Source organism: Bifidobacterium pullorum DSM 20433 (assembly GCF_000771405.1).
GTDB classification, from domain to species: domain Bacteria; phylum Actinomycetota; class Actinomycetes; order Actinomycetales; family Bifidobacteriaceae; genus Bifidobacterium; species Bifidobacterium pullorum.
Window position 1 is genome coordinate 31,861 of sequence record NZ_JDUI01000013.1, and the last position, 17,023, is coordinate 48,883.

The window sequence follows — 17,023 nt, forward strand, 5'->3', positions numbered from 1 at the left end:
CCATGCTATAGCGGCAGCTCCGATTCGTCCTCGTTTGTCCGCAGTATAAGCAGGCGCTGCGTCGGGCGGGTCATCGCCACGTACAGGTCCGCCGCGGCCGTCAGGCGCGAGGGCGCCTCCTGGTCGATCGCGGCGGGCTGGACGACCACCACCGCGTCGTATTCCAGGCCCTTGACGTCCTGAGTGGTGCACACGCCGACCTGTTCGTCCCACACGTTCTGCGAGTCGAGTCGTGCGAACTCCTGCGTGCTGAGCGTATCCCGCAACGCCAGCCGTACGGTCTGCCGGAAGCCGTCCAGCTGGCGTTGCGGCGCGATCACCGCCACGCGGCCGGTTCCGTCGGAGGAGACGAACCGCCGGACCAGGTCGGCCACCTGCCGGGCCAGTGCGTCATGCAACGCGGCCTCGTTCTCGACGCACACCCGTTCGACCGATTCGGGCATCGTGCGTACGGCGTGCACGGTGGAGATGTACAGTCCTTCGGCCTCGGCGAAGCGCGATGCCAGATCCGAGACCTCCTGCGGATTGCGGTAGTTGATCGTCAGCTCGTTGAGGTCCCAGTTGCCTTCGCCGAACAGGCTGTTCATCGTCCGTTCCCAGTGATGGGTGCCGCCCAGCGCCGAGGTCTGGGCCACGTCGCCAACGATCGTGAACGAGCGCGAGGGGCAGCGGCGGATCAGCATGCGCCAGTCCATGGCGGTGAGTTCCTGGGCCTCGTCGACCACGATATGCCCGTAGGTCCATTCGCGGTCGGCGGCCGCGCGCTGTGCGGTGAGCTCGGCGTCCATGCCGTTGATCTGGTCCACGAGCATCTGCGAGGTCACAATGCCCGAACCGATGCCGGCCTGGGCGAGCGTATCCCTGGCGTACTGCTCCTCCTCGGCGCGCTGGGCGTCGAGCGCGGCCTGCCGTGCGGCCTGCCGCGGGTCGGGTCCCAGCAGTTCCATGGCCTCGTCCAGCAGTGGGATGTCGGACTGCGTCAACGCGGAGTCCTTGTCCCGGGTCAGCGCATCGATGTCCTCGTCGGTCAGCCACGGGGCGAAGCGGCGCAGCTGCAGGGGCTTGGAGAACAACTGGTCGATCAGCCACGGCCCGGTCATCGGCAGCCACGCCAGATTGAGCGTGCGGCGGATGACGTCGTTCATCCGCAGCTGCTGCATGACGTCGTTGAGCTCCGGCTGCTCGGGGGTGTAGTCCAGCTGTTCGACGTACCGCGTGCGTAAGGCCTCCAGCATGCTGCGCACGAAGGTCTCCCGCGCCTTGTTATGGGGCTGGCGCGTGCGGCGGGCGTCCGCGATGGCTTGCTCGACGTCGGCCGCGCGCATCGGGACCGCGAAGCCGTTGATGCGGATGGTCGGCAGGTCGCGCGGCACGCGTTCACGTGCGGCGACGGCGTTGGCGATGGCCTTGGCCATCCGCGATTCGCCCTTGAGCTGCGCGGCGTGGGGGGAGTCGGTGGCGGTGGCGTTGAAGCCGGGGATCAGGTCGGCGATGGTGCGGCTGACCACGCCGGTTTCGCCCAGCGAGGGCAGGACCTGGTCGATGTAGTGCAGGAACGCCGGGCTGGGGCCCACGACCAGTACGCCCGAACGGTCCAACATGCTGCGGTGCGTGTACAGCAGGTAGGCGGCGCGGTGCAGCGCCACGGCCGTCTTGCCGGTGCCGGGGCCGCCCTGCACCACGACGGCGTGGCCGAGCTCCGAGCGGATGATGCGGTCCTGCTCCGCCTGGATGGTGGCCACGATGTCGGTCATCTTGCCGGTGCGGCGCGAGCTCAGCGACGCCAGCAGCGCGCCTTCGCCGGTCAGCGTGCCGGCGGACGAGGCCTTGCCCACCTGTTCGGAATGCACGTCGAGCACCTCGTCCTCGACGCCGACGACCTCGCGGAAGTTCAGCGTGATATGGCGACGCATCACGATGTCGCCATGGTTGGAGGGGGTCGCCTCATAGAAGGGGCGGGCCGCCTCGGCGCGCCAGTCGGTCAGGATCGGCTCGTGCGCCTCGCTGGACAGGCCGATGCGCCCGATGTACCGGCGCTCGCCGGCGGTGTTGTCCAACCGGCCGAAGATCAGCCGGTCCTCCACGGCGCGCAGCTGGGCCAGTCGGTCCTCATACATGGTGGCGAACGAATCGCGTTCGGTGCGCTGGGTGGGTGAACCGTGCGATCCGGCGGCGCGCACGGCGTTGAGCCGCGCCCTGACCTGTGCGCGCAGATCGTCCAGGCGGCCGTAGGCGCGGTCTACGGCATGCTGTTCCTCCTGCAGCTGTTCGGCATAACCCGACATACGTGGTGTCCCTTCATCCAAAACTCAGGCACTCCAGTGTACTGCAAGGCCGCTACGAGACCGTTCCCGGCCGGTCGCGGACGCCCGACGGGACGTCGGCGATGAGGACAAGTTGGGGAAATCGGTGGAAAAGGGTAAGTGTTTTGTGGATAAGTGGGGTTTCGTGGAGCATGGTGGGGTAAAGTGGTGGGGCGGCCCAGGTCGAAGTGTATCCACATGTCTGTCGGTAAGGAGGTGGGCTGGCATGAACGAATCACAAGTGCAGCCCCAGCCCCCGGCGGACGGGGAGGGACTGGACGAGCTGCGGCTGCCGCCGTTGCTGTTGGGCACGTTCACCCCGAAGATCGACGCCAAGGGGCGCATGGCGCTCCCCGCGAAATTCCGCGGCATGCTCGGTCGGGGCGTGGTGCTGGCCCGGGGTCAGGAGCGGTGCGTCTATCTGCTGCCGATCGGGGAGTTCCGGCGCATGGCCATGCAGGTCCAGCGCGCGTCGGTGGGGGACAAGGCCACCCGCGACTATCTGCGTGTGTTCCTGTCCGGGGCGTGCGACGAGGTTCCGGACAAGCAGGGGCGTGTGCTGGTCCCGCAGCTGTTGCGCGACTACGCCGATCTGGGCGAGGACATCGTGGTGATCGGCGTGGGCACCAGGGCGGAGATCTGGAACAGGACGGCATGGCAGCGCTACCTGGGCGAGAAGGAACAGGGGTACTCCGATATCGAGAACGACGTATTACCGGCGGTGGAATTCTGATGAACGATTACGCAACCATCCATCAACCCGTACTGCTGGAGCAGTGCGTGGACCTGGTCGCCCCGGCGCTGGACCATGCCGGCGCCGTGGCGGTGGACTGCACGCTGGGTCTGGCGGGCCATACCATCGCGTTCCTGAAGGCTGCGCCCCAGGCGAGGCTGATCGGCATCGACCGTGACGCCGAGGCCCTGGCGCTCGCCACCGAACGCGTGCGGCGGGAGGGGCTGGCGGACCGGTTCATCCCGGTGCACGCGGCGTTCGACGCGTTCACCGCGGTGCTGGACGAGCAGGGCATCGACGGCGTGGACGCGGTGTTCATGGATCTGGGACTGTCGAGCCTGCAGATCGACGAGACGGAGCGCGGCTTCTCCTACAGCCACGACGCCCCGCTGGACATGAGGATGGACACGAGCCAGCCGCTGACGGCGGAACGCGTTCTGGCGCAGTACGACGCCGAGTCGTTGGCCCGTATCTTCCGCACATACGGGGAGGAGCGCTACGCCCGTCAGATCGCGCGGGAGATCTGCCGCAGGCGCGATCAGGAGCCGATTACGACGTCCGCGCAGCTGAACCGTCTGGTCGATGAGGTGATCCCGCAGGCGCACCGGCCCGCGGGCAACCCCGCCAAGCGCGTGTTCCAGGCGCTGCGCATCGAGGTGAACGGCGAGTTGGAGAAGCTGGCCGCCACGCTTCCGCAGATCGCGAACCGGCTCAACGTGGGCGGCCGCCTGGTCGTCGAGTCGTATCACTCGTTGGAGGACAAAACCGTCAAGTCGTTCATGGCCCAGGGGCTGGTGGCGGATGTGCCGCCGGGGCTACCGATGATTCCCGAGGACGCGCAGCCGTTCTTCCGCGAGCTGACCCGTGGGGCGGTCAAGGCCGATGAGGCCGAGGTGGCACGCAATCCGCGGTCGGCGTCGGTGCGTCTGCGCGGCATCGAGCTGACGCGTCCGGTTCCCGAACGGTGGCGTCGCCGGTTCTCGTCCGGCGGCGCGTCCCAACGACGCAGAAGGGGGAGATGAGCATGGCCGCACAGGTTCGCAGCGTCCATTCGTCGCCGGCGCCCGCCGGACGGCCGGAACGCCACGCCGACGTCCCGTCGCGCCCGCAGCTGCGCGTCGTCGGTGGCGGCCGCGCCACCGCGGGCAAGGCGGTGCGCGGATTCCGCCGTTTGCTGGAGTGGACGCGTACCCGCACCACGCCGTTGTTCCATATCACCGTCGCCGTGGTGTTTCTGGTGGGCACGCTGTTGGGGGCGTTGGCCCTGCGCACGCAGATGGTGGAGATCGCCTTCGAGTCCAGCCAGGTCGAGTCGCGCATCGAACGACTGTCGCAGGACGTGGAGGACGCGCAGACCCAACTTGACCTGCTCAAGGCCTCCCTGCCGGAACGTGCCCAGGAGATGGGCATGGTGCCGCAGGAGGGGTCGATCACGATCGATCTGAACGGCTACAACACCAGTGAAGGCGGAACGCAATGAAACGTGGACGTATCCGGGCATCCGGACTGGGGCAATTCGCCAACCGGTGCATCGCCATCGGTGTGGTGCTGGCCTTCATGGCCGTGCTGTGCCTGGGCAAGCTCATCGGCGTGCAGCTGCTGGAGGGTCGCGCCACCGCGCAGGCGGCCACGCAAAGCCGCACCATCACGGTGCCGATCCGGGCGAAGCGCGGCCGGATCCTGGACACCAACGGCAATGTGCTGGCGCAGAGCGTGGAACGCTACAACCTGATCGGCGACCCGCTGGCCGCTTCGACGTTCGTGCCGGTGGCCTGCGACTCCGCGGAGGAGAAGTCGCTCGGCTACTGCCATCAGATCGACGGACAGCCGGTGGGCGCCACCGGTGCCGCCGCCGTCGCCCGCCTGCTCGCCACGGTGCTGGATGACGTCGATCCGCTGGAACTGGGGGCCCAGCTGGACGGTACGGGACGCTACCTGGTGCTTCGGCGTGACCTGACGCCGGAGGTCAAGCGCAAGATCGACGACCTGCATCTGGCCGGTGTGGTGTACTGCGAGCTGAGCAGCGACCGCATCTACTCGACCGGCACCCAGCTGGGGGCGCTGCTGGGCGGCGTGGACAACGACGGCGTGGGCGTCAACGGCATCGAGCAGATGATGGACGAGAGCCTGACCGGCACCGACGGCTATGAGGTGTACCAGCGCGGCAACGGCGGCGAGGAGATCCCCGGCACCCTGACGGATTCGCAGGAGGCCGTGGACGGCAGCGACGTCAGGCTCACCATCGACCAGGACGTCGATTGGTACGTCAAGAAGGTGCTGATGGACGGCGTTGAGGAATTCGACGCCTCATGGGCGATCGCCGTGGTGATGGACCTGCAGACCAATGAGATCGTGGCGCTGGAGGACACCGACCAGATCGAGGCGGGCAGCGACGACGCCAAGCTGAACGGTTCCCGGGCGGTCGGCGAGACGTTCGAACCCGGCTCGATCGGCAAGGTCATCACGATGGCCGGCCTGTTGCAGACGGGGTTGCACAAGGCCACCGACCAGTTCATCGTGCCGTACAGCTTCACCAAGGACGGCCAGGAGTTCCATGACGCCACGGGGCACGGCGACGAGCATTGGACGCTGGCCGGCATCCTGCAGAACTCGTCGAACGTCGGCACGGTCATGGCCAGCGAGAACTACAGCAACGAGCAGCGCTACGAGTTCCTGACCAAGTTCGGCGTCGGCCAGCCCACCGGGCTGAACCTGCCCGGCGAATCCAACGGCATGCTGGCCTCGGCGGATTCATGGGACGGCCGCACCCGGGACACGGTGCTCTTCGGTCAGGGCTACACCGTGAACGCGCTGCAGCTGACCAACATCGTGGCGACGATCGCCAACGGCGGCGTGCGGCACCAGCAGTCGCTGATCAAGTCGATCACCGACGGGCAGGGGCGCAGCACCTCGCCGGACAAGGGCGAGGCCGTGCGCGTGGTCGATGAGCAGGTGGCCGCGGACGTGCTCAACGCCATGGAATCGGTGGCCGAGGAATACGACAACGTCGCCAAGGTGGACGGCTATCGCGTGGCGTCGAAGACCGGCACCGCCGAGGTGGCGGGCGCGGACGGCCGATTGACGTCGATTGTGTGCGACTGGTCGGGCATCATTCCCGCCGACAACCCGCGTTTCGTGGTCACCGTGGTGATCAAGGACCCGCAGAAGGGTGGTTTCGGCGGTCTGACGGCCGGCCCGCTGTTCGCCAGGATTGGTGAATTCCTTATGCAGAAATACGAGGTGCCGGCCTCCGAGCCGCGGACCGATGCTATTCCGGTGGATTGGTGATCACTGTAAGGAGAGGCGGGGCCGATGAGCATGGTGAGCGGTTCGGGCGCGTGCCGGATGACCTTGGCGGATCTGGCGTCGCGGTACGGCTTCGAATTGGTGCCCCGGTTCGCGCAGGGGGTGACGGTGACGTCGCTGGCCGATGACGTGGATTCGGTGATTCCCGGTTCGCTGTATGTGCCGTCGGGCGCGGTGAACATGGAGCGTCTGGAGCGTGCCGTGGCGCGGGGCGCCTACGCGGCGTTGGTGCCGCGCGCGTTGCGCGGCGCCGGCGAGCGGCTGTCGATTCCGCTGCTGCTGGGGGATTATCGGGATGGGCAGGTGGCGGCCATGGCCGATGCGCTGACGGGCGCGCCCGCGCAGGCGCTGGCGATGTTCGCCTGTCTGGGGCGCGACGCCTCGTCGAGCGAACGCATCGCCCGGCAGCTGGGGGAGTTCCTGCATATGCTGGGCAATCCGGTGGGGGTGCTCTGCGCCTCCGATACGCAGTCGCTGGACCGGTACGTCGATATGCGGTTCCCGTTGGGCGTGCTGGACGTGCGCAGGACACTGTCGGTGTGTCTCGAGGACGGGGCCTCCGCCATGGTGATTGCGTTGGACGACGACACGGTGCGCCACGGCGCGTTGTGCGCGGCCGACATCGATGTGCTGGGCATCGAGGCCGATACCGATGCCGAGCGGGACGTGATGGATGAGCGCGCCCGCCGGATGTACGGATATGTGATGGACGAACGCGGGCGGGTGGTTGGACGCACCGCGGAATCCGACGCCTTCGCTCGGCAGGCGGCCGACATCGAGGGCGGAGAGTCGTGGCAGACGCTGTCCCTGGTCATCGCGATGGCGATGGCCGCGGGCGTGCGCCGGTCCAATATCAGGAGCGCCTTGCGCGTGTCCCGGGAATTGTCCTGAACCGGTATGAGAGGAGCGGGTATGGAAACCGAATCGACCATGATGCCGATGACGGTGCAGGAGGTCGCTGATGCGGTCGGTGGACGTCTGACGGTATCGGCCGGTGCGGCTGCCGACGCCGACACGGTGGTGACCTGCGCGGTCAGCGACTCGCGGCAGGTCCGCCCCGGAGCGGTGTTCGTAGCGATCGCCGGAGAGCGTGTGGACGGTCATGATTTCGTGGGCACCGCCGGCGAGGCGGGTGCCGCCGTGGCCCTGGTGAACCATGAGGTGGACGCCCCGACGGCGCAGATCGTCGTCGACGACACGGTGGCCGCCCTGGGCGCCCTAGCGCGGCGCAACATCGAACTGCGGCGCGCTGCGGGCGATCCGTTCACGATCGTCGGCATCACCGGCTCGGTGGGCAAGACCACGACCAAGGACATGCTGTCCGCGTTGCTGGGGGACATGGGACAGACGGTGGCGCCGGTCGGCTCGTTCAACAACGAGATCGGGCTGCCGCTGACCGCGCTGAAGGTCGGCGAGCGCACCCGGTTCCTGGTGGCGGAGATGGGCGCCAACCACGTCGGCGAGATCGCGCGGCTGACCACCGTGGCGCCGCCGGACATCGCCGTCGTGCTGAAGGTGGGCGTGGCCCATCTGGGCGAGTTCGGCTCGGTGGAGCGCATCCTCGAGGCCAAAAGCGAGATCGTGCGCGGGCTTGTGCCCGGCGGTCTGACGATTCTCAACGCCGACGACGAGCATGTGGTCACGATGGGCGCGATCGCCCCGGGCGAGGTGCTGTGGTTCGGCGTGGACGCCGCGGCCGCACGCGACGGTGGCTGCTCGGCCCAGAACATCGACGTGGACGGCTTCGACCGTCCCCGGTTCACGCTGGTCACCCCGGATGGAGCGCGCACGCCGGTGCGGCTGGGCATCTGCGGGCGGCACAACGTGATGAACGCGTTGGCCGCGGCCTCGGTGGCGTACCGACTGGGCATGGCGCCCGAGCGGATTGGTACGGTGCTGGGCGGGCTGACCCGCATCAGCCCGCATCGCATGGCGGTGTCCACCGTCGAACGCGGCGGGGCGGCGTTCACGCTGATCGACGATTCGTTCAACGCCAACCCGGATTCGATGCGCGCCGGCCTTGACGGATTGCGCTCCTGGGGCGACGGGGAGCACACGCGTCCGTTCCGCATCGCCGTACTGGGCGCGATGCTGGAGCTGGGCGAGAACGAGACCGAACTGCATCGCGGCGTGGGTGAGTACGCCGTCGGCAGCGGGGTGGACGCCGTCGTGGCGGTCGGCCGCGCGCAGGATCCGCATGTTGATGCGCTGGCCGAAGCGGTCGCGGACGGGGCAAAGCGGGCCGCTGCCGAGTCCGGACAGGATGGCGTCTCGATAGACTGGGTGCATGACACCGACCAGGCCGATGCGGTGGTCACCCGTTTGGCGCGCGATCATGCGGACACCGTGGTGTTGCTGAAGGGATCGCATGTCTCCGGGTTGAGCGCATTGGCCGAACGATGGACGGTCTGAAGGCACGAATGAGGTACACGACGCGAATGGAGCATCGCAGGTGATTGCAGTCATTATCGGAATCTTGGTTTCACTGGTGGTCATGATCGTGGGCACGCCGCTGCTGATCCGTCTGGTGCACAGGCTGCACTACGGGCAGTACATCCGGCAGGATGGTCCCCAGAGCCATCAGGTCAAGCGTGGCACGCCGACGTTGGGCGGCGTGGTCATCAACCTGGCCATTGTGCTGGGGTGGCTGGCCTCCGCCATCTACCGGCTTGTCGTGTTCGGGCATCCGATCTCGATGTCGGCGGTGCTGGTGCTGTTCGCGATGGTCTCGATGGGCATCCTCGGGTTCATTGACGATTTCGCCAAGGTGCGCAAGAAGCAGAACGAGGGCCTGTCGGTGATGGGCAAATTCATCGGACAGTTCATCTTCGCCACGCTGTATGCGGTGTTGGCGCTCATCATTCCCACCCGTTCGGGCTTCCCGAGCGCGCAGGCTGGCATGAGCTTCATCGAGGAGCCGTTCTTCAGCTTCGAATTCGCGGGCAAGGTGGTGGCGATCATCCTGTTCGTTATCTGGGTGAACTTCCTGATGACCGCGTGGACGAACGCCGTCAACCTGAGCGACGGTCTCGACGGCCTGTGCACCGGTTCGTCGATGATCGCGTTCACCGGCTACGGGCTGATCGCCTTCTGGGAAAGCTACCATCTCAAGGGCGCCGGCCATGAGGGATTCGAGTACGCGGTCTCCGACCCGCTGGATCTGACCATCATCGCGTTGTGCGCGGCGGTGGCCTGCTTCGGCTTCCTGTGGTTCAACTCGAACCCCGCCACGATCTTCATGGGCGACACCGGCTCGCTGGCGCTCGGCGGACTGTTCGCGGCGATGTCCATCGCCACCCACACCGAGTTCCTGGCCATCATCATCGGCGGCCTGTACGTCATCGAGGCGATGTCCGATGTCATCCAGGTCGGTTCGTTCAAGCTCACCGGCAAACGCGTGTTCAGGATGGCGCCCATCCACCATCATTTCGAGATGCTGGGATGGACCGAAAGCAAGGTTGTCGTGCGTTTCTGGATGGTCGAACTGATCTTCGTGCTGATCGGCCTGGTGGTGTTCTACGGCGACTGGGTCGCCCGTTCCGGCCTGGTGTGACCGGTATCGAGGATGAACGGAGGATGCAAGATATGAATCAGACGGTGGATTGGTCCACGAAGACCGTGGTCGTGGCGGGACTGGGCGTGTCCGGACGCGGCGTGGTGGAGGTACTGACCGGACGCGCCGGCAGGGTGATCGCCGTGGACGAGCACAAGCCGGAGGCCGACCTGCACTCGTTCGACGACCTGGACTGGGATGCCGTCGACCTGATGGTCACCTCGCCGGTGTTCCCGCCGAACACCCCGTTCATCCTTGAGGCGCAGCGCCGCGGCATCCCTGTGATCAGCGAAGTGGAGCTGGCATGGCTGCTGCGTGCGGACTCGTCGCGCACCGGCCGTCCCGCGCCGTGGATCGGCATCACCGGCACCAACGGCAAGACTTCGACCACGGAGATGACCGCGGCCATGCTCCAGGCCTGCGGCTGGGACGCCCCCGCGGTCGGCAACATCGGCAAGGCCGTCTCCCACGCCGCGGTCGAGCCGGAGCATGACGCGCTGTGCGTGGAACTGAGCTCGTTCCAGCTGCATTTCACGGATTCCCTGGCCTTGGACTGCGCGGTGATCACCAACCTGGCCGCCGACCACCTGGACTGGCATGGCGGCATGGAACGGTACGCGGCCGACAAGGCGAAGGTGTTCCACGGGGTCACGCGCGCGCTGGTCTACAACGCCGACGACGCCCGCGTCACCGATCTGGCGGAGCACGCCGAACCGGCGGAGGGGTGCCGGAAGGTCGGTTTCACGTTGCATGAGCCCGTCGCCGGACAGATCGGCGTGCGTGACGGCTGGATCGTGGACATGAGCGGCGTGGCGGGCGACCCGGTCGGACAGGCGCGGCGCATCGCCCCAATCCTGGAGTTCCCGCACCTGTGCGAGCCGGACGGCACGGTGTACCCGCATCTGCTGGCCGACGCGCTGGCCGCGCTGGCGTTGGTGCTGGGCATGGGCGTCGACTGCGCGACCGCGGTGGATGCGCTGCAGCGGTTCTCCCCGGGCGGGCACCGCATCCAGACCGTGGCCGTATTGCACGGTCCGCAGGGGGACGTCCGTTTCGTCGATGATTCCAAGGCGACCAACGCCCATGCGGCGGCGGCGTCGCTGAGCAGCTTCGGGGCCAAGAGCGTGGTGTGGATCGCCGGTGGGTTGGCCAAGGGAGGCCGGTTCGAACAGCTGATCGCCGATCAGGCCCAGCGGATCAAGGCGGCCGTCGTCATCGGCGTCGACCAGCAGCCGATGCTGGAGGCGTTCGCCGCAAGCGCCCCCGACATCCCGCTCACCGTCATCGACCCGGCGGACAAGGCAACCGTGATGGCTCGAGCCGTCGAGGCGGCGGGCGCGTTCGCCCGGCCCGGCGACGTGGTGCTGATGGCGCCGGCCTGCGCGTCGATGGACCAGTTCGTCTCCTATGCCGACCGCGGCGACAGGTTCGCCGAACAGGCCCGGCTGTGGGTGGCTGCCCATGCCCAAGCCTAGGCAGACGCGGTCCACCGTCACCGCGGGTTCCGGAAAATCGACTCGTCCGGGCCAGTCGCGGACGGTGCGGGTGCCCAAGCATGACGGGGCGGAGGACTTCCACCGGCACACCGGATGGCGGAGCCTGCTCAACCCGTTGTGGTGCTATCACGGTTTCCGTGTGGCGGTGCTGGTGCTCACCTGCTTCGGCGTGATTATGGTGTTCTCCAGCTCCTCCGTGGACATGGTGTCGCAGGGGGCGTCCCCGTGGCGTCAGGCGTTGAACCAGGGCGTCTATTGCGTCATCGGCCTGGCACTGGCGCTGCTGACCATGCACATGCCCTGCCGTCTGTACCGGAAGCTGGGGCCGGCGGCCATCGGCGTCGCGATGCTGCTGCAGGCGCTGACCCTGACGCCGTTGGGCATCACCCAGTACGGCAATACCGGATGGATCGGCATCGAAGGCGTCTTCACCCTCCAGCCGGCGGAGGTCATGAAGCTTGCGCTGTGCATCTGGATGCCCTCCGCGCTGATCGTGGCGCGCAAACGGTCGCAGGAGCGGGGCGTGCTCGCCTATCTGGGGCCGGGCCTCGTCTATCTGGCGTGTCTGGCGTTGGTGATGCTGGGCAAGGACATGGGTACGGGCATGATCATCGTGGCGATCGGCGTCGTCGCGTTCCTCATCGGAGGGTTCCCGCTCAAGTGGATGGCCCTCGGCGTGGGGGTGATCGGTGCGGCCGCGGCGGCGTTCGTCATCTCGAGCCCGAACCGTCTGAACCGTGTGCTCGCCGCCTACACGGCCTGCTCCGGAACCAACACGCAGGGCGTGTGCTACCAGTCCATCCACGCGCGCTACGCCATCGCATCTGGCGGCCTGCTGGGCGTCGGCATCGGCAATTCCCGCGAGAAGTGGAACTATCTGCCCGCCGCCCACAACGACTTCATCTTCGCGATCATCTGCGAGGAGACCGGGTTCATTGGCGGCGCGCTGGTCATTCTGCTGTTTGTCGTCATCGGATGGTGCCTGCTGGCCATGGCGCTGCAGTCCCGCAACCGGTACGCGTCGATGGTGCTGGTATGCGTGGCCTGCTGGCTGGTCGGACAGGGGTTGGTCAACATCGCCGTCGTGGTGGGGCTGCTGCCGGTGATGGGCGTGCCGATGCCGTTCGTCTCCGCCGGAGGCTCGTCATTGATCATGTGTCTGGGCGCGGCGGGAGTCGCGGCGAGCATGATGCGCGACAACCCGCAGGTCGGCGCCGAGCGCGTCACCGTCTGAGCCTGCGGGCGGGCCGGCGGTGTGCGGGGCAGGATCGGGGCGTGAATGTCGGCGTGGGACTTCCCCGTGGACTAAGCTCATATGCTATGAGTAACGGAATCACGCGTATCGTGTTGGCCGGCGGTGGCACGGCCGGTCATGTCAACCCGCTGCTGGCGGTGGCCGATGCCATCAGGAAGGCCCTGCCGGATGCCGAAATCGGCGTGGTCGGCACTGCGGTGGGGTTGGAGCACGATCTTGTGCCGCAGGCCGGATACGAGCTGGAGACCATCGAGAAGGTGCCGTTCCCCCGGCGTCCCGGCATGGCCGCGCTGCGGTTCCCCGCGCAATGGAAGCGCGAGACGGGCAAGACCAAGGAGATTTTGGAACGCCGGCAGGCGCAGGCCGTGGTCGGCTTCGGCGGCTATACCTCCGCGCCGGTGTACGCGTCGGCCCATGCGCTGGGCATCCCGATCCTCATCCATGAACAGAACGCCAGGGCCGGCATGGCCAACAAGCTGGGGGCCCGGTGGGCGGATTACATCGGCACCGCGTATGACGAGACCGGGCTCAAGCCCCGCCGCGGCGCGCGCATCGAACGGGTGGGACTGCCGCTGCGTCCGGCGATCGCCGATCTGTGCCGCGCCATGGAACACGACCGTGCCGCGGCCCGGCGGGAGGGCGCCGCGCGTCTGGGGGTCGACCCCGGCCGTCCGATCGTGGTGGTGACCGGCGGTTCGTTGGGCGCCGCCAACGTCAACCGGGCGATGGCGGCCTCCGCGTCGGCGTTGCTCGCCCACGCGCAGGTCATCCATCTGACGGGCAAGGGCAAGGCGGACGAGGTGCGCGAGCTGGTTTCGGTCAGCGCCTCGGACGGGGCCGTCGCCGGGTTGGGTGAGGAGAGCCTCGGCACGGGCGACTATCATGTGGCCGAATATCTGGAGCGCATCGATTGGGCGTTCGCCTGCGCCGACCTGGTGGTCTGCCGGTCCGGCGCCGGCACGGTCAGCGAACTGACGGCGCTGGGCGTGCCCGCGGTGTATGTGCCGCTGCCGATCGGCAACGGCGAGCAGCGGTTCAACGCGGAGCCTGTGGTGCGTTCCGGCGGCGGCCTGATGGTCCCGGACCGCGAATTCACCAAGGAATGGGTCGTCGACCATGTCCCGGACCTGCTCGCCGACCACGGGACGCTGGAGGGGTACGCCGAGGCCGCATGGCGGTACGGCATCCGTGACGCCGCCGAGACGATGGCGGCCCGCGTGCTTGAGATGATCGACTGAACCGGGATACGGGAATACCGGAAACGTTAGGGAAGGAGCGGACAGTGTCCGAACCAATCGCAACCACCGCAATCACGCTTGACCCCACGGTCGCGGCGTTCGATGCCGACGATCGCGTGGATCGGCTCGGACGGACGCATTTCATCGGCATCGGCGGGGCGGGCATGAGCGTGCTGGCCGAGATGCTGCACGAGCAGGGGGTGAGCGTCGACGGTTCCGATCGCGAGCCGAGCGCCAAAACCGAACGCCTGCAGTCGCTCGGGATTCCGGTGCAGTTCGGGCAGCGGGCCGAGAACGTCGCCGGGGCCGCGACGGTCGTGTACTCCAGCGCCATCAAGCCCGACAACCCGGAGATCGTGGCCGCGCACTCGGCCGGTGCCCGCATCGTGCACCGCAGCGATATCCTGGCGTTGCTGATGGCGGCCAAACGCGCCGTCACCGTGGCCGGCGCCCACGGCAAGACCACCACCAGCTCGCTGCTGGCCCATATCCTGGTGCAGGGCGGTACCGGCGAACTGGCCGACCCGAGCTATGCCATCGGCGGGTCGATCCAGTCGGCGGACGGCGTGAACCGTGACGGCGGCCATGCCGGCCGCGGTTCGGTGCTTGTGGCGGAGGCCGACGAATCCGACGGCAGCTTCCGCAAATACCATCCGGACATCGCCATCGTGACCAACGCGGAGCCGGACCACCTCGACCACTACGGCACGGGGGAGCGGTACCATGCGGCGTTCGTCGACCATGTCGGCCACGCCCGCGGCTCGGTCGTCATGTGCGCCGACGACGAAGGCTGCCTGACGGTGCTGCGCGCGCTGGATCCCGATACCGCCGCGCGGACGGTCGTGTACACCACGCAGGACCCCACTGCATTGGGCGAGCTGAACGGCGCCGCCGTCGTGCGGATCGAATCGGAACAGGAGAGCGCCGGCGACGGCCACGAGCGGTTCGTGCTGCGCATCCCCGCCTCGCTCGCCTCCGACGAGCGGGAGAACGTCGTGCCGGTGGAGCTGTCCATCCCCGGCCTGCATAACGCGCGGAACGCGGCCGCGGCGATCATCGCGGCCGGCCTGCTGGGCATGCCGTATGAGGACGCCGCGCATGCCGCGACGTCGTTCCTGGGCGCCGCCAGGCGTTTCCAGATCTGCGGCGCCGTCGACGGCGTGACCGTCATCGACGACTACGCGCACCATCCCACGGAGATCGCCGCGCTGCTGGACGCCACACGTCGTCGGTACCCGCGCTCCCGGATCCATGTGCTGTTCCAGCCTCACCTGTTCTCCCGGACCAAGTTCTTCGCGCGTCAGTTCGCCGAGGCGCTGTCCAAGGCCGATGACGTGATCGTCTCCGGCATCTTCCCCGCGCGCGAACGGCAGGAGGATTTTCCCACGGTGTCGGCGGCGACGATCGTCGAGGCGGCGAAGGCCTGCGCAACGGGGCGGACCCCGCACATCGAGGCGGTCGAGGACATGCGCGAGGGGGCGGCGGCGCTGGCCGGCCGGGCTCAGGCCGGTGACGTGGTGCTGACGGTGGGCGCCGGCGACGTCAACCGGATGGATGCGGAGCTGCTGCGCCTGCTTGAGGCGCGCGACGGCGGTATGACGCGATGACGGGACGGCGCGTCGTCTCGGGGTCGTCGCATGCCGACGAGAAGCCGCCGTCACGGACCGTGGCGCAGGGACGCACGGTGCGCTCGGCGGAATCGTCCCCGGAACGCCAACGGCATTCCGACCCGGGACAGTTCGTCGACGCCAGGCGGCTTGACGGCGAGGACGTGGTCGCCCGGACGCTGGAGCAGACCAAGGGGCCGCTGGGCATCGCGACCCGGCCGAAGGTCGTTGATTTCCGCGCGCGCCTCCGGGAACGTCGCAAGGCGAACGTCCGTGTCATCGCGATGCGTATCGCGGCGGCCGCCGCCGCGGTGTGCGCGTTGGTGGCGATGGTGTGGCTGCTGTTCTTCTCACCGGTGTTCCGGCTGGAAACCGGGGCGATCAGCGTGTCGGGCGGCAACGAATGGGTCAGCGACGAGCAGATCATGGGCATCGCGGGCGGCGAGGCCGGCAAGTCGCTGTTCCTGGTGTCCAGCGACGAGGTCATCGACCGGCTGGACGACATTCCGGGCGTGACCGAGGCGAAGGTCGTCAAACGGTTCCCGAATCATCTGGAGGTGACGGTGCAGGCGCAGCGGCCCGCGGCGATGCTGCGGACCTCCGACGAATCGATGACCGCGGTCGACAGCCAGGGGCGGGTGCTCAACTCCGTGCAGGGCGCGTCCGTGGAAGGCATCCCGGTGGTGGACGTGGACGACGTGGACGAGGCGCTGTCGACCAAGGCCGTGCAGGAGACGCTGACGGTGCTGGGCAGTCTGGACGAGTGGCTGCGCCAGCGCATCTCCTCGGTGAGCGCGCAGACCCAGGATTCGATCACCACGGCGCTGGACGGCGGCGACTACACCATCATCTGGGGCGACTCCTCGGACCTGAAACTGAAGAAGGCTGTGGTCGACAAGATCATCAACGACCCCAACGTCATCGGCGACAAGCACCAGGTGGACGTCTCCGCGCCGCTGCGCCCCATCATCAAGTAGCGAATCGGGGCCGGGTCATCACCGCCGTATCGATCGGGATGGTCACCGGGCCGTCGTTGGTCAGCGACACCCGCATATGGGCGGCGAACCGGCCCTCCCTGACGGTCAGGCCGTGCCCGCGCAACGCCTCGTCGAAGCGCAGCCAGACGTCCCGCGCATGGTCGGGCTGGCCGGCCCCGACGAAACTGGGGCGGTTGCCCTTGCGGATGTCGGCGAACAACGTGAACTGGGAGATGGACAGTACCTCGCCGCCTACGTCCAGGATCGACCGGTTCATCCTGCCCTCGTCATCCTCGAAAATCCGCATATTGGCGACCTTGCGGGCCGCCCAGTCGATCTGGGCATCGCCGTCGTCGTCGCTGACGGCCACCAGCAATACCAGCCCACGGCCGATCGTCTGCGGCTCGAACGATGGATCCGGCGCCCCCGTGGACTCGTCGATCACATCCACGCCGGCTGAACTGACCCGTTGCACCACGATTCTCATATCGGCCCATCATAACGAACGCCCCGGTCGTGTGACCGGGGCGTTTGCGGTAATCGGAGGAAAGGAGG

14 protein-coding genes are annotated in these 17,023 nt (G+C 67.8%); 12 read left to right on the forward strand and 2 right to left on the reverse strand.

Annotation, left to right across the window (positions count from 1 at the left end; genetic code table 11):
• Positions 1-5: 5 nt before the first annotated feature.
• The gene (locus tag OU11_RS07445; protein WP_033515786.1) at positions 6-2,285 is read right to left on the reverse strand and encodes a HelD family protein; all 2,280 of its coding nucleotides are present in this window, start codon (positions 2,283-2,285) and stop codon (positions 6-8) included.
• Positions 2,286-2,529: 244 nt separating this feature from the next.
• Between OU11_RS07445 and mraZ the strand changes: the two genes are divergently transcribed.
• The 12 genes from mraZ (at position 2,530) to OU11_RS07505 (ending at position 16,468) form a co-directional block, all read left to right on the forward strand.
• Entirely contained in the window at positions 2,530-3,036 is a 507-nt protein-coding gene (gene mraZ, locus OU11_RS07450; RefSeq protein ID WP_033515788.1) for a division/cell wall cluster transcriptional repressor MraZ, read from the forward strand.
• Positions 3,036-4,058, forward strand: a complete 1,023-nt coding sequence (rsmH, locus tag OU11_RS07455; protein ID WP_033515790.1) for a 16S rRNA (cytosine(1402)-N(4))-methyltransferase RsmH — start codon at positions 3,036-3,038, stop codon at positions 4,056-4,058. The genes mraZ and rsmH overlap by 1 nt, the downstream gene beginning before the upstream one ends.
• A 2-nt stretch (positions 4,059-4,060) precedes the next feature.
• Entirely contained in the window at positions 4,061-4,516 is a 456-nt protein-coding gene (ftsL, locus tag OU11_RS07460; RefSeq protein ID WP_033515793.1) for a cell division protein FtsL, read from the forward strand.
• Positions 4,513-6,324: a peptidoglycan D,D-transpeptidase FtsI family protein gene (locus tag OU11_RS07465; RefSeq protein WP_033515795.1), complete on the forward strand. Its 1,812-nt coding sequence runs from the start codon at positions 4,513-4,515 to the stop codon at positions 6,322-6,324. Before ftsL ends, OU11_RS07465 begins: the two co-directional genes overlap by 4 nt.
• 24 nt (positions 6,325-6,348) lie before the next feature.
• Entirely contained in the window at positions 6,349-7,233 is an 885-nt protein-coding gene (locus OU11_RS07470; protein ID WP_033515797.1) for a hypothetical protein, read from the forward strand.
• A gap of 39 nt (positions 7,234-7,272) precedes the next feature.
• Positions 7,273-8,754, forward strand: a complete 1,482-nt coding sequence (locus OU11_RS07475) for a UDP-N-acetylmuramoyl-tripeptide--D-alanyl-D-alanine ligase (protein ID WP_033515846.1) — start codon at positions 7,273-7,275, stop codon at positions 8,752-8,754.
• Between the two features lie 40 nt (positions 8,755-8,794).
• On the forward strand, positions 8,795-9,895 hold the full coding sequence (gene mraY / locus OU11_RS07480) for a phospho-N-acetylmuramoyl-pentapeptide-transferase (RefSeq protein ID WP_033515798.1): 1,101 nt from the start codon (positions 8,795-8,797) through the stop codon (positions 9,893-9,895).
• Positions 9,896-9,927: 32 nt separating this feature from the next.
• Complete coding sequence (murD, locus tag OU11_RS07485; protein WP_373869290.1) at positions 9,928-11,370, forward strand: UDP-N-acetylmuramoyl-L-alanine--D-glutamate ligase; 1,443 nt, start codon at positions 9,928-9,930, stop codon at positions 11,368-11,370.
• Complete coding sequence (locus OU11_RS07490; protein WP_081963526.1) at positions 11,357-12,625, forward strand: peptidoglycan glycosyltransferase FtsW; 1,269 nt, start codon at positions 11,357-11,359, stop codon at positions 12,623-12,625. Before murD ends, OU11_RS07490 begins: the two co-directional genes overlap by 14 nt.
• A gap of 86 nt (positions 12,626-12,711) precedes the next feature.
• The gene (locus OU11_RS07495) at positions 12,712-13,884 is read left to right on the forward strand and encodes a UDP-N-acetylglucosamine--N-acetylmuramyl-(pentapeptide) pyrophosphoryl-undecaprenol N-acetylglucosamine transferase (protein WP_033515802.1); all 1,173 of its coding nucleotides are present in this window, start codon (positions 12,712-12,714) and stop codon (positions 13,882-13,884) included.
• Positions 13,885-13,928: 44 nt separating this feature from the next.
• Positions 13,929-15,491 (forward strand): UDP-N-acetylmuramate--L-alanine ligase, encoded by a 1,563-nt coding sequence (gene murC, locus OU11_RS07500; protein WP_033515804.1) that lies wholly within the window; start codon positions 13,929-13,931, stop codon positions 15,489-15,491.
• On the forward strand, positions 15,488-16,468 hold the full coding sequence (locus OU11_RS07505) for a cell division protein FtsQ/DivIB (protein ID WP_033515806.1): 981 nt from the start codon (positions 15,488-15,490) through the stop codon (positions 16,466-16,468). Before murC ends, OU11_RS07505 begins: the two co-directional genes overlap by 4 nt.
• Here the strand turns inward: OU11_RS07505 and dtd are convergent.
• On the reverse strand, positions 16,461-16,955 hold the full coding sequence (dtd, locus tag OU11_RS07510) for a D-aminoacyl-tRNA deacylase (protein ID WP_033515808.1): 495 nt from the start codon (positions 16,953-16,955) through the stop codon (positions 16,461-16,463). The two genes, OU11_RS07505 and dtd, sit on opposite strands and share 8 nt — an antisense overlap.
• Positions 16,956-17,023: the final 68 nt, after the last annotated feature.